Annotated in this window: 20 protein-coding genes and 1 tRNA gene; 12 read left to right on the top strand and 9 right to left on the bottom strand. The window is 52.2% G+C overall.

The window, feature by feature from the left end:
- The first annotated feature begins 31 nt into the window (after positions 1-31).
- Complete coding sequence (phoR, locus tag LG200_RS00985) at positions 32-1,360, top strand: phosphate regulon sensor histidine kinase PhoR (protein WP_226755738.1); 1,329 nt, start codon at positions 32-34, stop codon at positions 1,358-1,360.
- Here phoR and LG200_RS00980 read toward each other — a convergent pair.
- From LG200_RS00980 to LG200_RS00970, 3 genes are all read right to left on the bottom strand, one after another.
- Positions 1,340-2,356, bottom strand: coding sequence for a trypsin (locus LG200_RS00980; protein ID WP_226755737.1), 1,017 nt, complete (start codon positions 2,354-2,356; stop codon positions 1,340-1,342). The two genes, phoR and LG200_RS00980, sit on opposite strands and share 21 nt — an antisense overlap.
- 79 nt (positions 2,357-2,435) lie before the next feature.
- Positions 2,436-2,762 (bottom strand): YnfA family protein, encoded by a 327-nt coding sequence (locus tag LG200_RS00975; protein WP_226755736.1) that lies wholly within the window; start codon positions 2,760-2,762, stop codon positions 2,436-2,438.
- A 154-nt stretch (positions 2,763-2,916) separates the two neighbouring features.
- On the bottom strand, positions 2,917-6,732 hold the full coding sequence (locus LG200_RS00970; protein ID WP_226755735.1) for a DUF3683 domain-containing protein: 3,816 nt from the start codon (positions 6,730-6,732) through the stop codon (positions 2,917-2,919).
- A 210-nt stretch (positions 6,733-6,942) separates the two neighbouring features.
- Between LG200_RS00970 and LG200_RS00965 the strand changes: the two genes are divergently transcribed.
- The 3 genes from LG200_RS00965 to LG200_RS00955 are packed head-to-tail and all read left to right on the top strand — an operon-like array spanning position 6,943 to position 8,700.
- On the top strand, positions 6,943-7,449 hold the full coding sequence (locus tag LG200_RS00965) for a peroxiredoxin family protein (RefSeq protein WP_226755734.1): 507 nt from the start codon (positions 6,943-6,945) through the stop codon (positions 7,447-7,449).
- Between the two features lie 2 nt (positions 7,450-7,451).
- Positions 7,452-7,865 carry a protoporphyrinogen oxidase HemJ gene (gene hemJ, locus LG200_RS00960; RefSeq protein WP_226755733.1) on the top strand — a complete coding sequence of 138 codons (414 nt, stop codon included), beginning with the start codon at positions 7,452-7,454 and terminating at the stop codon, positions 7,863-7,865.
- Between the two features lie 13 nt (positions 7,866-7,878).
- A complete protein-coding gene (locus tag LG200_RS00955; protein ID WP_226755732.1) occupies positions 7,879-8,700 on the top strand; it encodes a hypothetical protein in 822 nt (273 codons plus the stop codon).
- A 54-nt stretch (positions 8,701-8,754) separates the two neighbouring features.
- Here the strand turns inward: LG200_RS00955 and LG200_RS00950 are convergent, their stop codons facing one another.
- Positions 8,755-9,273 carry an SRPBCC family protein gene (locus LG200_RS00950; protein WP_226755731.1) on the bottom strand — a complete coding sequence of 173 codons (519 nt, stop codon included), beginning with the start codon at positions 9,271-9,273 and terminating at the stop codon, positions 8,755-8,757.
- A 255-nt stretch (positions 9,274-9,528) separates the two neighbouring features.
- Here LG200_RS00950 and LG200_RS00945 point away from each other — a divergent pair, with 255 nt between their 5' ends.
- From LG200_RS00945 to LG200_RS00925, 5 genes are all read left to right on the top strand, one after another.
- Positions 9,529-10,092 carry a TetR/AcrR family transcriptional regulator gene (locus tag LG200_RS00945; RefSeq protein ID WP_226755730.1) on the top strand — a complete coding sequence of 188 codons (564 nt, stop codon included), beginning with the start codon at positions 9,529-9,531 and terminating at the stop codon, positions 10,090-10,092.
- Positions 10,093-10,214: 122 nt separating this feature from the next.
- Positions 10,215-11,177 carry a carbohydrate kinase family protein gene (locus LG200_RS00940; RefSeq protein ID WP_226755729.1) on the top strand — a complete coding sequence of 321 codons (963 nt, stop codon included), beginning with the start codon at positions 10,215-10,217 and terminating at the stop codon, positions 11,175-11,177.
- A gap of 10 nt (positions 11,178-11,187) precedes the next feature.
- Positions 11,188-11,640, top strand: a complete 453-nt coding sequence (locus LG200_RS00935) for an outer membrane lipoprotein (protein WP_226755728.1) — start codon at positions 11,188-11,190, stop codon at positions 11,638-11,640.
- Positions 11,641-11,753: 113 nt separating this feature from the next.
- The gene (locus tag LG200_RS00930) at positions 11,754-12,503 is read left to right on the top strand and encodes a GNAT family N-acetyltransferase (protein WP_226755727.1); all 750 of its coding nucleotides are present in this window, start codon (positions 11,754-11,756) and stop codon (positions 12,501-12,503) included.
- A 115-nt stretch (positions 12,504-12,618) separates the two neighbouring features.
- Complete coding sequence (locus LG200_RS00925) at positions 12,619-13,281, top strand: lysophospholipid acyltransferase family protein (protein ID WP_226755726.1); 663 nt, start codon at positions 12,619-12,621, stop codon at positions 13,279-13,281.
- Between the two features lie 57 nt (positions 13,282-13,338).
- Here LG200_RS00925 and LG200_RS00920 read toward each other — a convergent pair whose 3' ends face one another.
- Complete coding sequence (locus LG200_RS00920) at positions 13,339-14,169, bottom strand: symmetrical bis(5'-nucleosyl)-tetraphosphatase (protein WP_226755725.1); 831 nt, start codon at positions 14,167-14,169, stop codon at positions 13,339-13,341.
- Positions 14,170-14,215: 46 nt separating this feature from the next.
- Positions 14,216-14,500 (bottom strand): hypothetical protein, encoded by a 285-nt coding sequence (locus LG200_RS00915; protein WP_226755724.1) that lies wholly within the window; start codon positions 14,498-14,500, stop codon positions 14,216-14,218.
- A gap of 125 nt (positions 14,501-14,625) precedes the next feature.
- Here LG200_RS00915 and LG200_RS00910 point away from each other — a divergent pair.
- From LG200_RS00910 to LG200_RS00900, 3 genes are all read left to right on the top strand, one after another.
- Positions 14,626-14,702, top strand: a tRNA-Arg gene (locus LG200_RS00910).
- Between the two features lie 525 nt (positions 14,703-15,227).
- The gene (locus LG200_RS00905) at positions 15,228-15,461 is read left to right on the top strand and encodes a hypothetical protein (protein ID WP_226755723.1); all 234 of its coding nucleotides are present in this window, start codon (positions 15,228-15,230) and stop codon (positions 15,459-15,461) included.
- A gap of 515 nt (positions 15,462-15,976) precedes the next feature.
- Positions 15,977-18,184, top strand: a complete 2,208-nt coding sequence (locus LG200_RS00900) for a TonB-dependent receptor (RefSeq protein WP_226755722.1) — start codon at positions 15,977-15,979, stop codon at positions 18,182-18,184.
- Between the two features lie 651 nt (positions 18,185-18,835).
- On the opposite strand, the gene LG200_RS00895 is transcribed toward LG200_RS00900, so the two are convergent.
- The 3 genes from LG200_RS00895 to LG200_RS00885 are packed head-to-tail and all read right to left on the bottom strand — an operon-like array spanning position 18,836 to position 21,749.
- The gene (locus LG200_RS00895) at positions 18,836-20,170 is read right to left on the bottom strand and encodes an FMN-binding glutamate synthase family protein (RefSeq protein ID WP_226755721.1); all 1,335 of its coding nucleotides are present in this window, start codon (positions 20,168-20,170) and stop codon (positions 18,836-18,838) included.
- 2 nt (positions 20,171-20,172) lie between these two features.
- Positions 20,173-20,865: a GltB/FmdC/FwdC-like GXGXG domain-containing protein gene (locus tag LG200_RS00890; protein WP_226755720.1), complete on the bottom strand. Its 693-nt coding sequence runs from the start codon at positions 20,863-20,865 to the stop codon at positions 20,173-20,175.
- Positions 20,853-21,749 carry a class II glutamine amidotransferase gene (locus LG200_RS00885; RefSeq protein WP_226755719.1) on the bottom strand — a complete coding sequence of 299 codons (897 nt, stop codon included), beginning with the start codon at positions 21,747-21,749 and terminating at the stop codon, positions 20,853-20,855. Before LG200_RS00885 ends, LG200_RS00890 begins: the two co-directional genes overlap by 13 nt.
- Positions 21,750-21,751: the final 2 nt, after the last annotated feature.

Raw genomic sequence — 21,751 nt, 5'->3', positions numbered from 1 at the left:
AATAAGCACTGATTCTTACAAGACCACCTTTGTGCAAGATATTCGATGGAAAGCCCTGTGGCTTGGTTTGGCCACAGTATTCATCTGCCTGATCATCTGGGCAGCTACGGACGCCATGACTGCACTTGCAGTCTTTTGCGCAGCGATTCTTCTTTACCTGATCAGCCATTTGTTCTGGCTGCACAAACTATTGCAGTGGTTCAAGAAACCAGATCTCAACTCCATGCCTATGGGCGCCGGTATCTGGGAAGACGTGTTTGCCGCCATCTATTATGAGAAACGCCGGCATAGTCGCAGCCAGGCGCAAATCAGCTCGGCCCTGGATCGTTTCCGACATGCCGCCAGTGCATTGCCGGATGGCGTGGTATTGCTGAATGGTAACGACCAGATTGAATGGTGCAACCCGACAGCCGAACACCAGCTCGGCCTGTCCATGAAACAGGATGCTGGTCAGCCGATCAGCTACCTGGTCAGGCCTGTGGATTTCATTCAGTACCTGCATCGCCAGGATTACTCAGAACCCATCAAGCTCAAGTCATGGCGCAATGTAGGAGCTACGCTGGAGATACAGCTGGTTCCTTTTGGCGTCAATCAGAAATTATTGCTTTCCCGGGATATCAGCCAGGTGGAAAAACTGGAAACCATGCGCCGGGACTTCATTGCCAACGTTTCCCATGAGATGAGGACCCCGCTGACTGTAGTGGGCGGCTTTATTGAAACACTGATGGATATGGAAGGTGCCGTGCCTGAAAGCACCCGCAGTTACTTCGGCATGATGCAGGAGCAAACCAACCGTATGCGGCGCTTGATTGAAGACCTGCTTACCCTGTCTCAGCTGGAGAATAGCCCGGAGGCGCCACAGGAAAGTGAAATTGATCTTTCCGCGCTGCTGAACATGCTGCTGCATGAGGGCAATAGCCTGAGCCAGAACCGTCATCAGATAAGTCTGGAACCTGTAGAACCGGGTCTCTTTATCAAGGGGGCCCCAGAAGAGCTTCACAGCGCACTTGGCAACTTGGTCAGCAACGCTGTCCGCTACACCCCCAAGGGAGGTTCCATTTCGCTGAAACTGCTGCTGCGTGGGACAAATGTGATCTTCAGCGTATCTGACACCGGCATTGGTATTGAACAGCAACACATAGACCGCCTCACCGAACGCTTTTACCGGGTCGACCGCAGTCGCTCGCGCGAAACCGGCGGTACTGGCCTCGGGCTTTCCATCGTCAAGCACATACTGACACGCCATCAGGGCCATCTGGAAATAGAAAGTGAAGCTGGCAAAGGCAGCACCTTCAGCGCCGTTCTGCCGCAATCCCGCCTGGTCCGCAAACACGTCGAATCAGTTGCTTCCCAGCCGTGACTCCAGTTGCTCCCATCCCTGCCGGTAGACCCGTATATCAGCTCCCTTCATGCGGGCCGCATTGAATAACTTGCGCGCGCGCATTGAGTCCAGCCGGATACCGTAGCCGGCATACATGAAGTCTGCCATGGGCGCGCTACTTTTACGGAAAAATGTCCATTGAGGCGAGCTGCTGTAAAAACTTTCCACGAAACTGGTCACTCCCATCACTGCATAATGCCCATCTCCCAGATCAGCCAGCCACGGGCCGCCTGAATCGCCCAAAGTCGGCATGGGCAAATTGGGATTGTATTCATCGTCACCATCCAACCGATTCACGGCAAGCAGTGCATCCAGAGCTGAGACAGCACTGGCCTTGCTTTCGAACTGGGTACGATACCGGCCATAGAATAATGGATCCAGGCTTTCATAATATGCGGGCACAAACGAGGAAAACTCTGCTGTTGCCTCATGCAATTCTTTGCTGGCACACCGCAACACTTCTGGAGGGTTATCAGCTGCGCCGAAACCATAACCGCACAGCAATGCTTGACCTTGTGGACGATCGAGCAGGACTGGGGCAACCAGCCTGGTGTCGTTGAGCTGTAGATCAAACACCAGGATTGCCAGGTCATCGATCAGGTTGCCACGAACCTTGTCAAATTCAGGGAAGATAGCCTGCTTGAGCCTGGCAGACTCCATCGCCGGCTGGTCTGCCCGGGCAATACGTACCAGGGGCAGGCGATTGCCTTCATCCAGGCTAACCTCACGCAGGCAATGGGCGGCCGTCAGCAAGGTTAATGGGGAGATTCCAACCACCACCGCGCTACATTGGCTATGGCTGATTTTCCATTCCTGGGAATATTCACGCCAAGTTCGGTACTCAAACACCAGTTGAACCGTCGACACATCGGAAGCAGGCATACCATACATGATGGCATTTGCCCCCGCAAAAGGCAGCATCAAACCAGCCAAGACGCATATCCTTAGGACTGCCGAAGTAACCAACGCTTTCATTTCAATCTCCTTGCATTACCTGCCTGAAGACCACACCTATAACTGCTTTATTTCACTCCATTGCATCAGACCAAGCAAGCTATCGCGGTGCAAACATGATAATCATCATGCCAGTGATTGCCACTGCCACGCCGATAACATCCCATGCACTGGGCCGTATGCCATCCACCAGCCAGAGCCATCCCAATGCCACAAAAATATACACTCCACCATAAGCCGCATAAACCCGTCCAGCCGCGTTGGGGTGCAGGCTCAATAGCCAGGCAAACAGGGCAAGGCTGACTGCCGCAGGCAATAACAACCACACTGAACCGCCTTTCTTGAGCCACAGATAAGGCAGGTAACAACCCACAATCTCGGCCAGTGCGGTGACAACAAATAGGGCGAAAGTTTTAAGTACCATCATGACTAATCAATAAATATATTTTTAAATGCCATCATATCCTTAAGCACAGCCTTATCCACTCAAATGGCAATTAATTCCATAAAATGAGATCGGATAAAATCAAAAAGCCAGCAATGCTGGCTTTTTGATTGGGTGGAAGTCAAAACTCAAGGGCTTACAACAACACCTTCTCTATCCCGCCATTATTCGCCTTGTATACATAATCCTGCATCCAGTTCTCACCCAGCACATGCTTGGCCATCTCCACCACAATGTAGTCGGCCTCTATGCCGGTATCTTCCCCATAGCGCGACAGCCCTTGCAGGCATGACGGGCAGGAGGTAAGGATTTTCACATCCCGCTCAGGCGCACCTGGCGTCAATCCCAGCTTGGTCATGCCTTTTTCCAGCTCTTCCTGCTTGCGCATTTTGACCTGGGTGGCAATATCGGGACGGGCGACAGCAAACGTACCGGATTCACCGCAACAACGATCGTTGAGCGCAACATCGTTATCGCCCACAAGCGCCTGGGTCACCTTCATGGGCGCATAGGTCTTCATAGGGCTGTGACAAGGGTCATGATACATATAGCGCGTACCGGTCACGCCCTCAATCTTGAAGTTCTTCTCCATCAGGTACTCATGGATATCAAGCAACCTGGCACCAGGAAAGATGCGTTCAAACTCGTACTTCTGCAGCTGATCCATGCAAGTGCCGCATGAAACAATCACCGTCTTGATGTCCAGATAGTTCAATGTATTGGCCACACGGTGGAACTGCACGCGGTTATCGGCCGTGATCTGCTGTCCCTTGTCGTGATTGCCGCTGGATGTTTGCGGATAGCCGCAGCATAGGTAACCTGGCGGCAATACCGTAATGGCACCAGCTTCATACAACATGGCCTGGGTTGCCAATCCAACGGTGGAGAACAATCGCTCGGAGCCGCATCCTGGGAAGTAGAACACCGCATCTGAATCTTCATGCGTTTTTTGGGGATTGCGGATCACCGGCACAATGGTGTCATCCTCAATACCCAGAAGCGCACGTGAAGTCTTGGTTGGCATGGCCTTGGGCATGGGGCGATTGAGGAAATGAATCACCTGCGCCTTGATTTCAGGCTTGCCCAAAGTTGGCGGCGGATTTTTCTTGGTGCCATTCAACAAGCCCAGCTTCTTGAAAATCGTGTGTCCCAGCCGCTGCGCCTTATAGCCCACACCGACCATAACGCTGCGCATGGCACGTATGGTGGCTGGATCCTTGATATTGAGGAAGGTCATGGCCACAGTGGTGCCAGGATTAAAATGCTTTTTGCCCTGCTCGCGCAGGAAATTGCGCATGGCAATCGACACATCGCCAAAGTCGATATCAACCGGACACGGTTTTTCGCAACGATGACACACAGTGCAATGATCTGCGACATCATTGAACTCATCAAAATGCTTGAGCGATATCCCGCGACGCGTTTGCTCTTCATAGAGGAAGGCCTCGATCAAGAGCGAAGTACCAAGAATCTTGTTACGCGGACTGTAGAGCAAATTGGCACGTGGCACGTGCGTGGTGCACACAGGCTTGCACTTGCCACAACGCAGACAATCGCTGATGGAGTCCGCAATGCCACCAATCGCAGATTGCTCCATGATGATGGACTCCTGCTCCAGCAGGCCAAAGGAGGGGGTATAAGCCGAATGCAGGCCGGAACCGGCCATCAACTTGCCTTTATTGAAGCGGCCTTCAGGGTCAACCTGTTGTTTGTAGGCAGCGAATCTGGAAACGGTTTTCTCGTCCAGGAATTCCATCTTGGTGATACCGATACCGTGTTCACCCGAGATCACGCCACCCAGTCCGGTAGCCAGCTTCATGATACGCGCCACCGCTTCATGTGCGGCCTGCATCATTTCATAGTCATCGGAATTGACCGGGATATTGGTATGCACATTGCCATCACCTGCGTGCATATGCAGGGCGACAAATACACGACCCTTCAACACCTGCTTGTGGATTTCATCGCACTTTTCCAGAATGCGCCGATATTCACGGCCTGTGAAAATACGATGCAGCTCTTTCTTGACGTCCTGTTTCCAGGAGATACGCACCTGGTGCTCCTGCACCGCGCGGAAGATATTTTCCGCTGCAAGGTCACTGTAATCAGGCCCTAGCAACGAAAGCGCACCATCCAGGTTTTCCAGCGTGTTCTTCCAGTGTCCACGAGTAGCAGCGAACAGCTCCAATGCCATCTGGCGCTTGGTGACCAGCATGTCGGGATCAGCCTGGGTTTCATCATCCTCATACAAGGGCAGATCGCCCTGCATGAAACTTTCCAGGCTATCCAGCAGTTTCAGCTTGTTGCGTATGGAAAGCTCGATATTGATGCGCTCGATGCCATCCGAATAATCCCCCAGACGCGGTAATGGAATCACCACATCCTCGTTGATCTTGAAGGCATTGGTATGCTTGGCAATGGCAGCAGTACGTGCCCGATCCAGCCAGAACTTCTTGCGTGCATCGCTGGAAACTGCAATAAAACCCTCGCCACCACGGGCATTTGCCAAACGCACAACCTGCGAAGCCGCTTCACCTACCCCGGCCTCGTCATCACTAGCGATATCGGCAATCAGCACCATCTTGGGCCGCTCGCTGCGGTTTGCCTTGGTGGCATAGCCTACGGCACGCAGATAACGCTCATCCAGATGTTCCAGCCCGGCCAATATGGTATTGGGGTGGGCATCAAGGTAATCCTTGACCTCCACAATAGAAGGCACGGCCAGCGCCACATGGCCGAAAAACTCAAGACACACAGTGCGCACATGCTTGGGCATGCGATGCAGGATGAAGGTGGCAGACGTAATCAGGCCATCACACCCTTCCTTCTGGATACCGGGCAGGCCGGACAGGAACTTGTCAGTAACATCCTTGCCCAGGCCAACCGTACGGAAGCTGGGGCCGGGGATTTCCAGCAAGCGGGGCTCCCCGACCAGGGTTTTGCCATCCTCTTCGTAACGCGTGATGCGGAAACGTGCCATGTCGATATCGTGGATCTTGCCCCGATTATGTTCCAGGCGCTCCACAAACAGCCATTGTGCATCTGGCGTCACCATGCGCCACGACGCCAGGTTATCCAGTGCCGTGCCCCACAACACGGCCTTCTTGCCGCCCGCATTCATGGCCACGTTACCACCTATGCAGGAAGCATCTGCCGAGGTCGGGTCCACAGCGAATTCCAATCCGGCGCTGCTCGCAGCTTCCATCACGCGGCGAGTGACAACTCCCGCACCACAATGAATCACCGGTACTGGCTCACTGACCCCAGGCAATGCAACGTAATTGACTTCTGAATAATGATCCAGCTTCTCGGTATTGATGACCGCAGACAACTTGGTCAACGGCACGGCGCCACCGGTATAACCGGTACCACCGCCACGCGGGATGATCGTGAGGCCCAGCTCGATACAGATGCGCACCAGCGCAGCGATTTCCTCTTCAGTATCAGGATTGATCACGACAAAGGGATATTCCACGCGCCAGTCGGTCGCATCGGTGACATGGGAAACACGAGACAATCCGTCAAAACGGATATTGTCCTTGCGGGTATGGCGTGAGAGTTTAGCCAATGCCTGTTTGCGCAGGGTCTCGGTCTGGCGGAAGTCCTGCTCGAACTCGTTCACCGCCTTGCGTGCGGCCACTACCAGCTTAAGCACTTTCTGATTGCCAGCACTGCGCTCATCAATGGCCTTGATGCGATGGTTCAGCGCATCTATCAGCGCCTGGCGGCGTTTCTTGTTTTGCAGCAGGTCATCCTGCAGGTAAGGATTTCTTGAAACTACCCACAGGTCACCCAGCACTTCAAACAACATGCGGGCAGAACGGCCTGTCTTGCGCTCCTCGCGCAACTCATTGAGCACATCCCAGATTTCCTCTCCAAGAAACCTGATGACAATTTCACGATCGGAAAACGAGGTGTAGTTATACGGGATTTCGCGTAAGCGGGCAGTCATGCTTGTAGTGAAGGCTAAAGGCGCAATTATATCATGGAGATAATAGTAAAATTAAACGCAAATGCAGTACTGACGCGGCTTGCAGGAGAATGAGAATTATTCCAATGCCGTCCATGGACTACAAAATGCAATTCAGATGACAAAGCCTGTAAAAAGCACCACAATGACAACATAGACTTATCCTGATGCTGAATTGGCTGTGATCGAACAATGTCACCAAAATTGCGAAAAGTATTTATCCCTCTAGTCATACTCGGCTTACTGGCATTTCTCGGCTACTCCCTAACCCAGAAACCACAAGCACCCGCCATCACTTTCGTTACCCTTGAGGGCAAAACCATCCCCATATCCTCCCTGCAGGGGAAAATGGTATTGGTCAATTTCTGGGCAACAGATTGTCCAGGCTGCATTGCCGAAATGCCCGGCTTGATCGATACCTACAATCAATACAAAGACAAAGGTTTTGAAGTCGTCGCAGTTGCCATGTCTTACGATCCACTTCAGCAGGTCATCAATTACAGCCAGAAAAATGCACTCCCTTTCCCCGTCAGCCATGACAGCCAGGGCGAGGCAGCCCATTTATTCAGTGATGTCCGCGTAACACCAACTTCATTCGTTATCGACAAACAAGGCCGTATCGCCCAGAAGCTGATAGGCGAACTGGACTTCAAAGCCCTCCGCAGCCTGCTGGACAAACAATTATCGGGGAGCCACTAATCATGTTATGGGTCAAGGCTTGGCATATCGTCTTCATGGTGACCTGGTTCGCCGGTTTATTCTATCTGCCAAGACTGTTTGTATATCACGCCCAGTCTGAAGACAGCATCAGCACAGAACGCTTCAAAATCATGGAGCGTAAGTTGTTTTTCGGCATCATGACGCCTGGCGCCGTCCTTACCATTATTTTCGGAATGTGGCTCTGGCAGGGTTACGGCATTTCCGGAGCTTGGTTACATGCAAAACTGACGCTGGTCACAATCCTTGTGGCCTATCACCTGTATTGTGGCAAACTGCTGTTTGATTTCAAGCATGACCGCAACCGCCACGGTCATGTGTACTATCGTTGGCTGAACGAACTCCCTGTGCTTTTATTGGCCGGTATTGTCATACTGGTAGTCGTCAAGCCATTCTAGCCAGGACACGCATATGCTTACTCAAAACTCATCATGGCTGCTGCGCGCTCTGCAACAGTACAAAAACAAGCCTCAAGCAAGGCTATTGCGAGTTTTTGATATCCTGGCAAGCAAGTCGGCCCCTGCGGCCGAACTCGTGACCGAAATAGAAGCAAACAGGCAATCCCTGCTGCACTACCTTACCAGACAGGCCCGTTCCAGTGGGGCAGAGTTGCCCGAAGTACTGGCACAGCAAATTCTCATCATGCTTGAAAATGCCCTGCAAAGAGAGATCAAGCACCCTGGATGCCAAGCCCTGCATCATGCCCAAGTAGCCAGTGATGCACTGATCCATGCCCAATGCGATAGCAGTTATCGGAAGGTGCGTGAATTCAGCATGACCACAAGTTTTGCGAGCATCATTGGGATTGCCCTGTTCATGTCATGGTACATGCTGCGCGACTTGCCTTCGAGCCATCACAACAATTCCAGCCATCAGCTATGGAACAACAGTGCTCGAGAATCGGTTGCCAGCCCAGTCAAGGTTGCTGAGCTTTACAATATGCTGGAACGTATGCGCCAGGGCACATGCCACTTCCCCCAAGCCTTGATGCTGGACGAATCGGAGCGAGCCGTTTTCCTGAAAAATATTGTGGATGGCAATTTGTCCAGCCATGAAAATGAAATCAATCTGGCAAGCCAATTAATACAAAAGGTCAGTTGCGAATACCGGCCATTGATCACTTTATCCGAACCCGAACAAACCTATATCAAAACACAGGCAAGGACATCCAGTGGACCGAGCAATGCATCACATAACGCTTTGCAACGTAAACCGCCAATCACCGCATCCTGATGAAAAAAGCCGGCATACGCCGGCTTTTCTACGATACCTAATGAGCTAATAAAACTACTTAATGACCTTCTTTAAGTTAGCCAAACCAGACTGAAAAATACCAGTAATAGTCTCAGTTGCCGCTTTATCATCCTGACCGGCAGCTCCCGGATGTGCCGGATCCTTTCGTTTGAACATACTTTTCCAGACTACCTTGCTTTTTGCACCATCAGCCTGAACCGTCAAAGTAGCGCTGTAATCCCGCACCGGCAATACACTTTCAGTAATCTCATACTTCAGAGTCCTTGCTTCAGCATCTCTTCCAGTCAATACCTCATGGATTTTGCCGCCATCCTGCAAGGTCAATACCCGTGCCGCGCCAACCTCATCCTGCTTACCCTCGACAATTTCAGTAGACGCGATAGCGGGATGCCAGCTCATATCCCCAAAACTACCGATCTTTTCCCATACCACATCAGCCGGAGCATCAATCTCCACTACTTCCTTGACGCGCAAGGTTTCATCCAAGGCTGCCGACGCCATCAGCGGACAGCTCAGCAACGCGGCAACAGCAACAGCCAAAACACCCTTCATAAATACCTCCCTGTAAATATATGATGATTTCTAGACCTAGTTTTTGCATATATGAATTTACACTTTTTTATAATTTTGTAACAGTTTGTTTACACTTAACCTGAGCATAATTGACAGGCAGGGCTTATACTCGGGCGTTACTTATAGAATTTTCCAGCAGCTATTTTTATTCACATGCTATGGTAATTTTGAGTATATACTAATCTGTATATAAAAATGTGTGCCGCAAGGTGCACTACATTAGGGAATGAAGCCATGTCCTTGCTAAGGGAAAAAATATTGGATGTTGCATCTGACTTGTTTCAGACGCGCGGCATCAACTCAACTGGTGTAGATACTATTGTGGCAGTTGCCGGTACCACAAAAATGACGCTATACAAATATTTCCGCAGCAAGGAAGACCTGATCCTGGAAGTTTTGCAAAAAGGCCATGCAGACTTCAATACCTGGCTGCATCAGAAGTTAAACAAGAACACCAAGAAGCCTTCCGAGCGGCTGCAAAAATTGTTCGACTTTATTGAGGAGTGGGTAACCGCTCCTGATTTCCGCGGCATGGCGTTCCTCAAGGCCTCGGCTGAGTTTCCCAATGAAGAGAACCCGGTCCACCGCCTTTCTGCTGAACAATCCAAGCAGTTCCGCCAGTTTCTTGCTGAACTCGCTGTTGACGCCGGCGCTAAGGATGCTGACAGCCTGGCGCTCCAGCTTTCGATTCTGATCGAGGGCGCTATTCAGGCCGAACAGATGAAGCGCGGCTCTGGCGCGGTGAAATATGCCAAAAAAGCAGCCAAAATCCTGATTGAGAACGCGCTGGAAAACTAGGCGTTCCATATCAACCAACTCTCCCAAAGCCTGCTTCAAATGAAGCAGGCTTTTTTCATGCTTGCGAAGCATGGGCGCGCCCTAGATAATGCAGGCTTTACTCCATTTGCAATAGGCTAGACATGCGTATATTAATCTGTGGCTCCATGGCATATGACACCATCATGGTGTTTGGCGACCAGTTCAAGAATCATATCCTCCCAGAGAAGATTCATATGCTCAACGTATGTTTTTTTGTGCCCGAAATGCGTCGCGAATTTGGCGGCACTGCCGGCAACATCGCTTACAACCTGAAACTGCTGTCTGGTGAACCCGTGATCATGGCCACTGTTGGCGAGGATTTTGGCGTATACGACAAATGGCTGAGCGACCATCAACTTGAAACAACGCATATCAAGAAAATTGATGGCAGTTTTACCGCACAAGCATTCATCACTACTGATATGGATGATAACCAGATCACTGCCTTCCATCCCGGTGCGATGAGCGAGTGTCATCAGAACAGCGTGGCAGACACCAAGGATATTGCATTGGCCATCATTGCGCCTGATGGCCGTGAAGGCATGTTCCTGCATGCAAGGGAATGCCATGAGCAGGGCATTCCATTCTTGTTCGACCCAGGCCAGGGCTTGCCGATGTTTACCGGGGAAGAGCTCCTGCATTTTATTGAGCTGGCTACTTATGTCGCAGTGAATGACTACGAGGCGCAACTATTACAGGAAAAAACTGGTCTCACGCTTGATGGCATTGCATCAAGGGTAAAAGCATTGATTGTGACCAAGGGCGCTCAAGGCTCCATCATTTATGCTGATGAGCAACTGTACGAGATTCCATGTGTTGAAGCACTTGAAGTGGTTGATCCCACCGGGTGCGGCGACGCTTATCGTGCAGGCCTGCTGTATGGCATTTCTCAGGGCTGGGATTGGACAGTCTGCGGTCGGCTGGCTTCTGTCATGGGCTCAATCAAGATCGCCAGCCGTGGTGGACAGAACCACAAGCCAAGCCGCGATGAAATTCAGCACATTTACAGCCAGGTACTGGTCAATGAAACCCTGTCGCAACATACTGATGAACTAACCGCTTAAGGAGCAAGAAATGCGCACCACCAAATTATTGACTGCTATGACTGTACTCCTCGTCCTCACAGGATGCATGAGCTCCAACTCTGGCGATGTTTATAGCCGCGACGAAGCACGCAAGACCCAGACTGTTCGCATGGGCGTGGTGGAAAGCGTGCGCAACGTCAGGCTGGAAGGCACAAAGACTCCGATCGGCGGTGGTGCTGGTGCAGTAGTAGGCGGCATCGCGGGCAGCACGCTCGGCGGCGGCCGAGGCCAGGCAATTACCACTGTGCTAGGTGCACTGGTTGGCGGCTTGGCCGGCGCCGCAGCAGAAGAAGGCGTTACCCGCAAGGATGGGCTGGAGATTACGGTAAAACTGGACAATGGCACCATGCTGGCTGTGGTGCAGGAAGCCGATGTGCAATTTTCTCCTGGCGACAAGGTACGCCTACTGGACAGTGGCGGCGTTACACGCGTCAGCCATTAAATATTTCCGGGCCAAAACCCGGCATATTCACAAAAGCTTAAAGCTTATTTAACCATTCTGTCATTTGGCGCTTTTAAAGTCCTGACTGTCTAAACAGCAGTCAGGAAAGCACCATGCTTGATCGGCAGTCAGCTACCGGCACCCGGCCCGGTTCTAGCCAACTCTATGTCAGCCTTGCCCGTAACGCTTCTGAAATCGCAGAAGCCCAACGCCTCCGTTACAAAGTATTTGCTGAAGAAATGGGTGCCAATATCCCCAGCACCGATGGCTTGGACAAGGATGGCTTTGATGCATTCTGCGATCATCTGCTAGTTCGTGATCATAATACCGGCGAAGTAGTCGGCACCTACCGAATCCTCAGTCCCGCCATGGCCAATGAGGCTGGCGGCTATTACTCCGCTGGCGAGTTTGACCTTTCCCGCCTGCGTCACCTTTCATCCAGCATGGTGGAAGTGGGCAGGGCTTGCGTGCATAAGAATTACAGAATGGGCGGCACCATCACCATGTTATGGGCAGGACTTGCCAACTACATGAAGGTGCACCGTTACGAATACATGATCGGTTGCGGCAGTATCGGTATGGCTGACGGCGGCCATATGGCAGCCAGCCTGTATCACCAACTGCAGCAAGAACACCTTTCCCCGGCTGAGTATCGTGTATTTCCCAATTGCCCATTACCTCTGGAAGCGCTGAGAAACGACATTGAAGTCAATTGCCCGCCACTCATCAAGGGATACTTGCGCCTTGGGGCCTATATTTGCGGCGCACCGGCATGGGATCCTGATTTCAATACTGCGGACATGCTGGTCATGCTACCATTGTCGAGAATCAACAAACGCTATGCAGCTCACTTTTTCAAATAGGCTGTCCGCACATCCCAGCTTGCAGAATAAAAAGACGCCTCTTCCTACGCAAATCTATCGACTGACGCGCCTTTTTCTCCATACTGTTTACGGAGTTGCAATCGCGGCTACGATATTGCCCAGAGTCACGTATTTAAGGCGCGACCGCATCATTCGTCGCTGGAGTGGGCAATTCCTCAACATCCTGAATATTCGCGTGATAATCAAGGGCCATGCCCCCGATGAGCAGGTGCGTGGCACGATGTTTGTGGCCAACCATATCTCTTGGATAGATATACATGCTCTCAACAGCATTCACACTGTGCGCTTTATCGCCAAATCGGATATCCGTTCCTGGCCTGTCTTCGGATGGCTGATGGCTCAAGCCAACACCCTGTTTATCGAGCGTGATAAAAGACAAGAAGCTAACCGCATGGTGTCAGTAGCCACAGCAAGCCTGCAAGCTGGCGATTGCCTGTGCTACTTTCCTGAAGGTACCACCACAGACGGCAATGAGTTGCGCCCATTCAAGGGTAGCCTGATGCAAGCGGCAATTGATGCAGGGACCGATATCCGCCCTTTCTCCATCCGCTATCCCAATGCGGATGGAAGTGCGAATATTGCCATGGCATATCACAACGACACTACGATGTGGCAATCCCTGCGGATGATACTGAGCCAACGCCATCCTGTGGCGGAACTGGACTTTGCAATGCCAATTGCAAGCTCAGGGCATGAGAGACGGGGGCTGTGTCTGATGGCAAGGCAATCGATAGCAGCTAGGCTAGACTTGCATTAAGCGTACCCCATCAGAGAGCGAAGCAAGCTGGCCGAAGCCGATAGAACAAAGATTAAGCTAGGTTTTAATACGGCGCGGGGTATCAGCCGGATGGCATGGCACCTGGAAAGTTTTCCTGTCATCGAGTCGCAAAGCCGTTAACTGGCCACCCCAAAGGCAGCCAGTGTCCAGCGCATATAAATTGTCCCGCTGCTGCAAACCCAGTGCGGACCAATGCCCAAAGATAATAGTAGCATCAGCCGAATGCCGTGAAGGCACATCGAACCATGGCAAGTTTCCATCAGGAATGTCAGCCAACTCGCCCTTGAAATGGAAATCCATCTCGCCTGCAGGACTGCATATCCGTAAGCGAGTCATGGCGTTAGTAATCATGCGCAGGCGATCCATCCCCTGCAAACCAGCATCCCATTGCAAGGGGTAATTGCCATACATATGCGCCAGAAAACCCTGGTACTGATCACCCCGCAACGCCAACTCCACCTCACGCCCTAGCTCCAGCGCCTCTTCTGCCTGCCATTGCGGCAACAGTCCGGCATGCACCATCACCAAGTCACCATCGCCATGAATCATCGGACGGAACCGCAACCAATCCAGCAACTCCTGCCGGTCTGGCGCCTCAAAAATGGATTGCAAAGTGTCGCTGCGATGCGCGCGGACATAGCCCTCAGCCACAGCCAGCGCATGCAAGTCATGATTCCCCAGCACCATGGTCACGCATGACTCATGCGCCTTGGCCCAACGTAGTGCTTCAAGGGATCCGGAACCACGATTGATCAGGTCGCCAACCAGCCAGAGCTTGTCTTTGGCAGGATCAAACTGGATAGCATCCAGCAGGGAAAGAAAAGAATGGTAGCAGCCCTGGATGTCACCTATTGCATATGTAGCCATGAGGACCGCTATTTCAACAAGAAATCGAGACGAATAAAGCTAAGCCTTATTCGCCCTTTTCGCCTTCATCGGCAGCTGGCTCTTCAGCCGCTGGTGCCTCCGCATCAGCCTGACCTTCATCTGCCGCGTCTTCGTCATCTTCAGCAGGTTTGGCTGCCTCAGCCGCAGCGGGCTGCTTCACTTCCGGGTCATCAATATGACCGGCCTGGATACCAAAGAACAAGCGGGCAACCAGAAAAAGCACCAACACAGGGGCAAACAAGCCACCTAACACCGCCAGGATAAATTCTTTTTTAGTTGTTTTCGGAAAATCGTACTCGTACGCGCTCATGCCAACCATATCCTTGATACATGGGAAAATGAACCTGATTATACTGAATAACCCGCGACAGGGAAAAGGTTACTAGCAAGGACAATTGCCCCGCCATTTGATATAATTCGGGGCTGCCTCAAAATGCGCCCGTAGCTCAGTTGGATAGAGTGTTGGTTTCCGAAGCCAAAGGTCACAGGTTCGACTCCTGTCGGGCGCACCAATCAAGCATTAAGGCTTTGATTTTATATCCTAGCCTCCTCAACGGTTCAAAAGTTCGCGTAGTTACTTTTCTGGATACTTTCCAGCAATATCCACAGGATGGCATCCAAGGAATTGGCTTATCCTCCTGGCTCCGTATTACACGGTAAAGGCTAGAATCCACAAAAAGGATACCTAAGGATGAAAGGAAAATATCTCAGAGATGGCTTCCTTCCAATACAACATACTGAAGCAGCAAAGTCCAAAGCTGGTTTAATCAATTTTTGAATGCCTTATCGTTGAATTAAAAAGCCTGGACCCAGAACTCTCGCCTTGTGTGCATCATGATGCGAATGTGATGAATACTAAGCAAAATGTAAGCATTTTTATATTTCATTGCTAATGCGATTACTCAAGATAACTACTGTATATTGGTACAAGCGGCTCAAGTCTGCACCCATTTCCCGTTCCCCCCTCCCGATATGAGTTCACACTTTTTTCGCACATGATGATAACCATCATTATGAAAATCTTAAAAGGAACTCTCATGAAACATCCATTGATTGTGAACGGTTTAAAAGAACCCACATGGTTTGCCAAATCCAAAGTTATCAGTGTTGATTTTGGAGGAGAACAAGGGCCCGAAGAGGCAAGAAAAGCCCTTCAGAAAAAAATGCACGTCTTAACTTTCCAGAACAAAAAGCAAGCAGCCATGCGGGCACAAATAAATTCTGAGAAGGTATACAAGAATCTAGACAACGGCGACCTTGAGCATAAGTAGACAGCTTATTTCAACCAACCATTCACCCGCCTTGCGCGGGTTTTTTGTTATTGCTGCTGAAGAATTCAGGCCCGATTGAACTATCGATTACACAGCATCGGTCTAGCCACTCGAGCTTCTGGTGCCTTAAGCTGCTTGTAGCGGCTCAGCATTGCCCTCGTATTAACCTCTTTAAGCGCTTTTACCTCGGTGAGCACACTATTTGTCCATACAGCAACAACATGTTGATTATAATAAATTAATATCTGCAATCAGTAAAAATCCAGCCAAGCGTATCAATCGTATTTCAAGGCTTTGATTTTTATAGAAGTTCAAGCTCCCAAAGATTTCAAAAGTTCGCGTGGTTACTTTTAGCGAATGCATCTGCCCTAATAGTATTGGTGCTTATACACCCCTCTCAGCGCAATCAAACCCATAGAGTGCATGTGTCTGCGGCAATTTGTCGCATTATCTTTTCCCACAGATATTGATAAGGTTCAGGGCTTTGATAGATCTGCACCCAATTCACAATCATTATGACAAAACAACAATCCATCCTCATCAGAACAATGATTGCTGGTCTCTTTTCCTCATCGGTACAAATTGCTTATGCAGAAAATTCGGCGGAGGAGACAAGCACGCCAAACGATATCAAAAAACTGGATACCATTACGGTCAAGACAAGCTCCATCAAGGACCAGAAAGGGCTCAATATAGACAAGCCTTCGGAAGCAGGATCCAGGCTGGGACTCACTATCCGCGAAAATCCAGCCTCTGTAGCAGTAGCAGACAGGCAGAAAATGGAAGAGATTGGCGCACGCAATTTCCAGGATGCCGCCAACAGCTTGCCTGGCGTCAATGCTTCGGCACCGCCGGGTTGGGGTGGCTTCATTGCCTATCGCGGTTTTACCGGCGCGCAGGTCAATCAATTGTTCAATGGTATCAGCCTGCAATACAACAGTGCCAACCGCCCGGTGGATGCCTGGGTATATGACCGAGTGGAACTGGTTGGCGGCCCTTCCTCATTTTTATACGGTAGCGGTTCAATAGGCGGCAGCCTCAATTATGTCACCAAGCTTGCAACACGCGACGAGGACATCAAGGAAGCACGCATCAGCTATGCACGCTATGACACGATGGAAACTGCGGTCGGACTCAACCATGCATTGAATAGCAGCAATTGGATACGTCTGGATTTCAGCCGCAACAGCAGCAACGGCTATATTGACCGACAGGAGCGTGAAGCGAATAGCCTTGCAGTTTCGTGGCTGGCTGACGTTACTCCGCGCCTTTCGCACACGCTCGCGCTGGAACACCACGTAGAACGCGAGGACAGTCCTTACTGGGGTACGCCCACGCTCAATCCACAAGCGGGCACACTGAAAATCGACAAATCCAACCGTTTTGAAAATTACAACGTCAAAGATGGCGTGTATGAACAGCGTGTGACCTGGGCTCGCTCCATCACCGATTACAAGGTCAGTGACAACACATCCTTGCGCAATACGTTCTACCATTACCAGGGGCAACGCGATTATCGCAACCTTGAGGTGTATACATATAGCGCCAACAATTCTTTGATCACCCGGTCAGATGCTTACATGCAACGCCATGACCAGGAACTGACCGGGAACCGCATTGAGTTGTTGCACAATGGTGAGCTGTTTGGCCTGAAAAGCGACTGGTCATTTGGTGCTGACTACAGCATCAATCGGCAAACGGTATACCCGACCTCGCTCCTCTCCAAGAGCCGCGGCCAATTCTTTGATGTTGTCACTCCTGAAAACTTCGATCCTGGCTCGTTCAGCGACATTCCCGGCATGAATAACGGCTTGGTAAAAGGCCGCAGCACCAAGGTGAAAACGCTATCCGCGTTTATTGAAAACCGGCAATATTTGAGCCAGCACCTATCCCTGGTCACAGGTTTACGTTATGACCATATTGATTTTCTCTTTGACAATACGCCAGGTGTCAGCCCTGCAACGTTTAACCGGCAATGGGATGCCTTCACGGGCCGGGCAGGCATGGTGTTTGATGTTAACGATAATGCCAACATTTATGCGCAATACAGTACATCTGCAGAACCACCAGGAGGCACACTCACAAGCTCCAGCAATACGACTGTCAGAAACTTCAGTCTTTCGACAGGCTATCAAATGGAGATCGGGAGCAAGATGAATTACCTGGATGGCCGTGGCACCGCCACATTGGCTGCCTATCGTATTGTCCGCAGGGATTTCCCGGTCACAGATCCGCAAAACTCCAGCAATACAATCCAGGCAGGGCAACAAACCTCCAAAGGCATTGAGCTTGCATCTTCTCTGCAAATCACACCGAAGCTGCGCGCCGAGGGCAATATCGCCTGGATTAACGCCGAATTTGATGACTTCAACGAGACAATAGGCTCAACCGTCATTTCCCGCAAAGGGAAAACCCCGGTGAATGTACCTGACCAGGTCGCCAACTTGCGCTTTGTCTACGAGATTACGCCAGCCTGGCAGGCAGGTATCGGTGCACGGTATGTATCCTCTGTTTATGCCAACAATGCCAATACCATGTCGGTACCCTCATATACATTGTTTGATGCACATACCAAATATCGCCTGAGCAAGAACGCAGACCTGACAGCCCGTGTACGTAACCTTACGGATGAAGTCTATGCACGCTTCATCCACCAGAGCAATCCACAATATTATGTTGGCGAACCACGCAGCCTGGAGGTGGCTTTACACATCCGCTTCTGATACAACCTGCATTGCCACAGGATTTTTTCTAGAATGTACGCTTGATATAGGCAAGCGTTGGTCACATACCCCAGGAACAAGCCACTGTCATGCGAATAATCGACAAAAGCCTGGATAGCCCCGCGCCCTGCCAAACTACACGCAAGAATAATGAACATATAGATTGCATCGTGACTCCCTTGGTAGCGATCACAAAAACAGTAGCTACGACAATAAAGAATCACTCATCTCCTTTAAATTCTCTTTAAGGAGCATTTCATAGAAAGTACTTACTATGGCGGAACCCTTTTGATTGACTTGATGTTGTTTCAATCATCTCGAGAACTGGAACAAAAAAAGAAGGAGCCATATCCAACCGACAAGGTGGCGGATATACACTCCTTCATGATGCTCCATGATTGCGGAAGAGAGCAGGCATCGCTCGATTAAAGCCCACCTATTCTGCATGCTGATGCAGCCTCATGCCATTCCTCTTAAGCACTACTTCCAAGGAAGTAGTGCACCCTGTTCACTATCGGCCCTGCCGCAGATCGCCCGAACGAAAAAGGGGATACGCAACATGAGGCATGTCTGTATTTCACAGTATCACATCATCTTTACGTATCCCCAGGGGACAACACACAACATCAGTACAACAATAAATCCATCAAGTTAGAACTGGCTGACTCCTGGAATCCAGCTGGTACCTGCCAATGGCACCTTAGCCATGGCCGAAGCCTCTAAGGTAAGCGCCACTAGGTCTTCCGGTTCCAGGTTATGCAGGTGCGATTTGCCGCAGGCGCGCGCAATCACCTGGGCCTCCATAGTCAGCACCGAGAGGTAATTAGCGAGACGGCGGCCGGCCTTGACCGGATCCAGGCGCTTCATCAGCTCAGGATCCTGGGTGGTGATGCCAGCCGGGTCCTTGCCTTCATGCCAATCGTCATATGCGCCAGCAGTGGTGCCTAGCTTGTTGTACTCTTCTTCCAGGTGGGGATCGTTGTCGCCCAGCGCGATCAATGCGGCCGTGCCAATTGCCACGGCATCCGCGCCCAGCGCCAGCGCCTTCGCCACATCGGCGCCGTTGCGGATGCCGCCGGAGACGATGAGCTGGACCTTGCGGTGCATACCCAGATCCTGCAGCGCCTGCACTGCGGGACGGATTGCCGCGAGGATGGGAATGCCCACGTGCTCGATGAACACTTCCTGCGTCGCTGCGGTACCGCCCTGCATGCCGTCCAGCACCACGACGTCGGCACCGGCTTTCACGGCCAGCGCTACGTCGAAGTAAGGACGGGTCGCGCCGACCTTGACGTAAATAGGCTTCTCCCAATCGGTGATCTCGCGGATTTCGGCGATCTTGATCTCGAGGTCGTCCGGGCCGGTCCAGTCAGGGTGACGACAGGCAGAACGCTGGTCTACGCCCTTGGGCAGGCAGCGCATCTTGGCGACGCGGTCGCTGATCTTCTGGCCCAGCAGCATGCCGCCGCCGCCCGGCTTGGCACCCTGTCCGATCACGACCTCGATCGCATCGGCCTTGCGCAGGTCGTCCGGGTTCATGCCATAGCGGGAAGGCAAATATTGATAGACCAGGATGGATGACTGTCCGCGCTCTTCCGGCGTCATGCCGCCGTCGCCGGTGGTGGTGCTGGTGCCGACGGCACTGGCGCCACGGCCCAATGCTTCCTTGGCCGGGCCGGACAGTGCACCGAAGCTCATGCCGGCAATCGTCACCGGGGTTTTCAGGTGAATGGGCTTCTTGGCAAAGCGATTGCCCAGGATCACGTCCGTGCCGCATTTTTCACGGTAGCCTTCAAGCGGGTAGCGGCTGATGGAGGCGCCAAGGAACAAGAGGTCGTCAAAATGCGGCAGCTTGCGCTTGGCACCTGCGCCGCGAATGTCATAAATACCCGTAGCAGCGGCACGGCGGATTTCAGACGCGGTGTTCTTGTCGAAAGTCGCGGAGTAGCGCGGCTCGGTTTGCGGGATTTTTGGTGCGTCGCTCATGATTAATAGGCTCCTGCGTTATCTACGTGGAAGTTGTACAGCGTGCGGGCGGAGCCCAACAGCGTGAAGCTGTCAGGGTCGACATCGGCATGGCCTGATTCTTTCAACAGCTTGACCAGTATCTGGCGTGCCTCTTCATCCATGGGCTTGACCTCGCAGTCGGCCCCCAGGCTCTGGATATTGCCGCGCACGAAGATGCGGGCTTCGTAGAGGGAGTCGCCCAGCGCTTCGCCGGCATCGCCCAGGATCACCAGGTTGCCTGCCTGCGCCATGAAAGCTGAGAAACTGCCGACAGAGCCGCCGACAACAATATCGACGCCCTTCATGGAAATGCCGCAGCGCAAACCAGCATCGCCGTCGATGACCAGCAGGCCGCCCTGTGCAGTGGCACCTGCCGCATTGGAGGCGAAGCCCTTCACATGCACGCGGCCGGACATCATGTTCTCGGCCACGCCGGTCCCGGCGCTGCCCTCGATCACTACGTTGGCGACCTGGTTCATGCCGGCGGCGTAATAGCCTGCGTGCCCGTCGATCACCACATCGACATCAGCCTTGAGGCCGACGGCAATGTTGTGTGCGCCGCCTGGGTTGGTGATGGTGACCGTCTTGCCATCAAGCTCGGCAGCATCGCTGTGCAGGTACTGGTTCACCTCGCGCAGCGGGGTTTTTTCCAGGTCAAATGTTACAGTTTCCATACGTACATCTCCTTTGGTGCAGGCTCGAATACCTTGGCGTTCTTGATATCGGGCAAGTGGGCCAGCGAGCGGAACTCGGAAGCGATTGCGACATAGTCGTCGTGCTCGGCCACAATCGCGGGCTTGCAGGCGAATGGGTCGCGCACCAGTGCCAGTTGGTCCTTGGTGCCCATCAGCAGGGTGTAGAAACCATCCAGCTCTTCAAAGCCATGCTCAAGCGCGGTCTTAAGGTCGTCGCCCTCGCGCATGCGCCATTGCAGGAAGCGGCAAGCGGCCTCGGTGTCGTTGTCGGTCTCGAACGAGATGCCTTCGTGCTCGAGTTTGCGGCGGATACTGTGCGCATTGGACAGCGAGCCGTTGTGCACCAGGCACCAGTCCTCGCCCGCGGTGAACGGGTGGGCATGCGACGGGGTGATCGCGGACTCGGTCGCCATGCGGGTATGGCCCACCAGGTGGCTGCCTGACAGCTTGGAGAAGTCATAGCGGCTGGCCACCTGGGCCGGGGTGCCGGTGTCCTTGTAGATGTCCATGAGCTGGCCCACGGACAGCAGGTGTACCTGCGGATAATGTTCATTGAGCCAGGCCTTGACGCTCTCTGGGCTGGTGTTGGTCGTCACCACGGCGTGGTTGACCTTCACTTCCACCTTGGCATCGGCCTTGAGGCCGTTGTTGAGGTCGACACTGAGCTTGGCCCAGTCGAACTCGGGAGAAGCGCAATACAGGCTGAACTTGCGCTCGCTGTTGTCCACGGGCGCGCCGAAAATCGCCAGGCCGGCGGAATCAGGGCCGCGTTCGGTCATGCCGATCAACATAGGCAGCATCAGTCCGCCAATATTGGCCCGCATTTTCTGGTTCTTTACCAGCAATCCAACGATTCCACACATGA

The sequence above is a fragment of the Methylobacillus caricis genome, from assembly GCF_020532705.1.
GTDB lineage: Bacteria > Pseudomonadota > Gammaproteobacteria > Burkholderiales > Methylophilaceae > Methylobacillus > Methylobacillus caricis.
This window is presented reverse-complemented; position numbering and strand designations above follow the sequence as displayed.

Bases quoted from the DNA above. Each gene is read 5' to 3' on its own strand.
- LG200_RS00980 (WP_226755737.1), bottom strand. From the start codon at position 2,356: ATGAAAGCGTTGGTTACTTCGGCAGTCCTAAGGATATGCGTCTTGGCT.
- LG200_RS00975 (WP_226755736.1), bottom strand. From the start codon at position 2,762: ATGATGGTACTTAAAACTTTCGCCCTATTTGTTGTCACCGCACTGGCC.
- LG200_RS00970 (WP_226755735.1), bottom strand. From the start codon at position 6,732: ATGACTGCCCGCTTACGCGAAATCCCGTATAACTACACCTCGTTTTCC.
- LG200_RS00965 (WP_226755734.1), top strand. From the start codon at position 6,943: ATGTCACCAAAATTGCGAAAAGTATTTATCCCTCTAGTCATACTCGGC.
- hemJ (WP_226755733.1), top strand. From the start codon at position 7,452: ATGTTATGGGTCAAGGCTTGGCATATCGTCTTCATGGTGACCTGGTTC.
- LG200_RS00955 (WP_226755732.1), top strand. From the start codon at position 7,879: ATGCTTACTCAAAACTCATCATGGCTGCTGCGCGCTCTGCAACAGTAC.
- LG200_RS00950 (WP_226755731.1), bottom strand. From the start codon at position 9,273: ATGAAGGGTGTTTTGGCTGTTGCTGTTGCCGCGTTGCTGAGCTGTCCG.
- LG200_RS00945 (WP_226755730.1), top strand. From the start codon at position 9,529: ATGTCCTTGCTAAGGGAAAAAATATTGGATGTTGCATCTGACTTGTTT.
- LG200_RS00940 (WP_226755729.1), top strand. From the start codon at position 10,215: ATGCGTATATTAATCTGTGGCTCCATGGCATATGACACCATCATGGTG.
- LG200_RS00935 (WP_226755728.1), top strand. From the start codon at position 11,188: ATGCGCACCACCAAATTATTGACTGCTATGACTGTACTCCTCGTCCTC.
- LG200_RS00930 (WP_226755727.1), top strand. From the start codon at position 11,754: ATGCTTGATCGGCAGTCAGCTACCGGCACCCGGCCCGGTTCTAGCCAA.
- LG200_RS00920 (WP_226755725.1), bottom strand. From the start codon at position 14,169: ATGGCTACATATGCAATAGGTGACATCCAGGGCTGCTACCATTCTTTT.
- LG200_RS00915 (WP_226755724.1), bottom strand. From the start codon at position 14,500: ATGAGCGCGTACGAGTACGATTTTCCGAAAACAACTAAAAAAGAATTT.
- LG200_RS00905 (WP_226755723.1), top strand. From the start codon at position 15,228: ATGAAACATCCATTGATTGTGAACGGTTTAAAAGAACCCACATGGTTT.
- LG200_RS00900 (WP_226755722.1), top strand. From the start codon at position 15,977: ATGACAAAACAACAATCCATCCTCATCAGAACAATGATTGCTGGTCTC.
- LG200_RS00895 (WP_226755721.1), bottom strand. From the start codon at position 20,170: ATGAGCGACGCACCAAAAATCCCGCAAACCGAGCCGCGCTACTCCGCG.
- LG200_RS00890 (WP_226755720.1), bottom strand. From the start codon at position 20,865: ATGGAAACTGTAACATTTGACCTGGAAAAAACCCCGCTGCGCGAGGTG.
- LG200_RS00885 (WP_226755719.1), bottom strand. From the start codon at position 21,749: ATGTGTGGAATCGTTGGATTGCTGGTAAAGAACCAGAAAATGCGGGCC.